The 1,862-nt window shown below is 68.9% G+C and carries 3 protein-coding genes; 1 reads left to right on the top strand and 2 read right to left on the bottom strand.

Annotation, left to right across the window (positions count from 1 at the left end; translation table 11 throughout):
- A partial coding sequence (locus QF777_11845; protein ID MDP6912235.1) for an amidohydrolase family protein occupies positions 1–568 on the bottom strand: 568 nt, incomplete at its 3' end.
- Between the two features lie 146 nt (positions 569–714).
- Between QF777_11845 and QF777_11840 the strand changes: the two genes are divergently transcribed.
- Entirely contained in the window at positions 715–1,350 is a 636-nt protein-coding gene (locus tag QF777_11840; GenBank protein MDP6912234.1) for a TetR family transcriptional regulator, read from the top strand.
- Positions 1,351–1,375: 25 nt separating this feature from the next.
- On the opposite strand, the gene QF777_11835 is transcribed toward QF777_11840, so the two are convergent.
- The coding region (locus QF777_11835; GenBank protein MDP6912233.1) for a formate dehydrogenase at positions 1,376–1,862 on the bottom strand (487 nt) is incomplete at its 5' end.

The raw sequence follows: 1,862 nt of genomic DNA, 5'->3' as shown, positions 1-1,862 counted from the left end.
GCGGGTGACCGTGCCAAAGGGTCGGGACCATTACGCCGCGGATACCGGGCTTGCCGGCCAGCGCTTCGACCTCCCTGACCGCTTCGTCTACATCGTGGACCACGGGTACCAGCGCTACGCCGGCCCGACGCACCGGGTCGGTGGCGCAGAACTCCTCCAGCCAGCGGTTGTGGGCCCGGGCGCCGCCAAAGGCCTGACGAGGATCGGTGATCTGTCCGGCGGCCAGGCCAGCGCCGAATGGTGGCGACTCCTGCCCGGTGACGGCATCGCCGTCGGCGAAGATGATCTCGCCGGCCACGCCGTCGGCATCCAGTACGGGATCACGGACCTCGGGGTCGTAGGCCCCCTGTAGGCCCCACTCGTTCTCGCCCTCCCACTGGTTGACGAACTCGGCGTTGAGCTCCTCGGCAACCCGACGGTGCGCGTGCCGCTCGGCGACGTAGTCGTCGAACTCGGCGTGGAGAGCCGGGTCCAGGTAGGGCCGGTACTCCTCGCAGTGCAGGCCCGCGTGAGTGTCCGACGAGACGATGACGTATGGCTCGCCGCCGGTGCTGACTTCCCGTTCCATGGTGTGCTCCCCCGGGTCGTGCCCGTGCGTGGACCGCCATCTCGTTCTTGGACAGCGTTACATGATCTCTTGTACACTGTTGCAGAGAATTCATCCTGGAGCAACCCGGGTGAACCCACGAGGGAATCCGACGATGTGGAGGGCCAATGGCTACAGGTGATGAGATCCTGGACCGGGCTCTGGCACTCGTCGAAGCCGAGGGAGCCGAGGCACTAACCATGCGGCGCCTCGCCGGCGAGTTGGGGGTAGCCACCACCACCATCTACTGGCACGTCGGCAACCGGGACGACCTCGTCACGGCGGTGATCCGGCGCCACGGTGAGCAGATGGCCCGCACCCCTGTCGACGGTGACACCGCCCGGGACCGGGTACTCGACGTCGCCCGTCTCATCTGGCGCACCTCGCTCGAGCACCGCGAGGTCACCCGACTGGCCGCTTCCCACGGTGCCTCCGCCCTGCAGGCCAGGGAACTGGAGTTGGCCATGGCCCGCGAACTCCAGGCGGCGGGCGTGGTCGGCACGGCGGCCCGCGATGCCATGCGAGCCATCACTGCTTGCGTGGGCGGCTTTCTAGTGGCAGCCCTGCGGACCGACCAGGCGCCGGAGGCTCTCCGCCGGACCACCGTGCTGGCCGACCACGACGCCGACGACGAGGACCTGAACCCGGCTACCCGGGAGGCGTTGGCTGAGCCAGCCGACCTCCCGGCGGTGTTCGAGTCGACGCTGCGAGCCGTCGTGGACTCAATCGTCCCTGGCGACTTGTCGGCCAACGCATATCTCTGAGGCCGTCTGGGCCCGGGACACCCGGTTAGGCGTCGTAGTGATACGCCGAGGCCTGCGGCTTGACCGGGCGGGCCATCCACAGTGGGCGCCGGAGGTTGTCCGGACCGGGGCCGGGGCGGGTCTTGGCCAACCACTCCTCGAAGATCCGGTGCGACGCCTCGGTGTCGACCACTACGTCGCCGTAGGCGTCACCCGGGTCGGCTGGTCCCACAGTGACCCGCTGTAGCCAGCAATGCATACCGCTGACTGGATCAGGCTGCACTGGGAAGGTCAGGTTCTGGTGCACACCGGTGTCGGTCCACCAGATGAGGCCGGTGTCGGGTTCGTCGCTCTCGTACGGCTCGTGGCCGTGCTCACGCCGCAACCGCCAGCGACCGTCGTCGCCCCTCTCGATGGATGCCTTGCCGGCCCCCCACGACCGGGCGTCGTCCTCCTCGAGGCGCCACCGACCCATGTGGTGGCTGGCCGCCACCACCCCAGGGCGGATCCCCTCGGTTCGCCACGACTGGATG

The organism is Acidimicrobiales bacterium (assembly GCA_030747595.1).
Classification (GTDB): domain Bacteria; phylum Actinomycetota; class Acidimicrobiia; order Acidimicrobiales; family MedAcidi-G1; genus UBA9410.
Note: the sequence above shows the minus strand (reverse complement) of the source record. Positions and strands in the feature narration are given on the sequence as shown.

Bases quoted from the DNA above. Each gene is read 5' to 3' on its own strand.
- QF777_11840 (MDP6912234.1), top strand. From the start codon at position 715: ATGGCTACAGGTGATGAGATCCTGGACCGGGCTCTGGCACTCGTCGAA.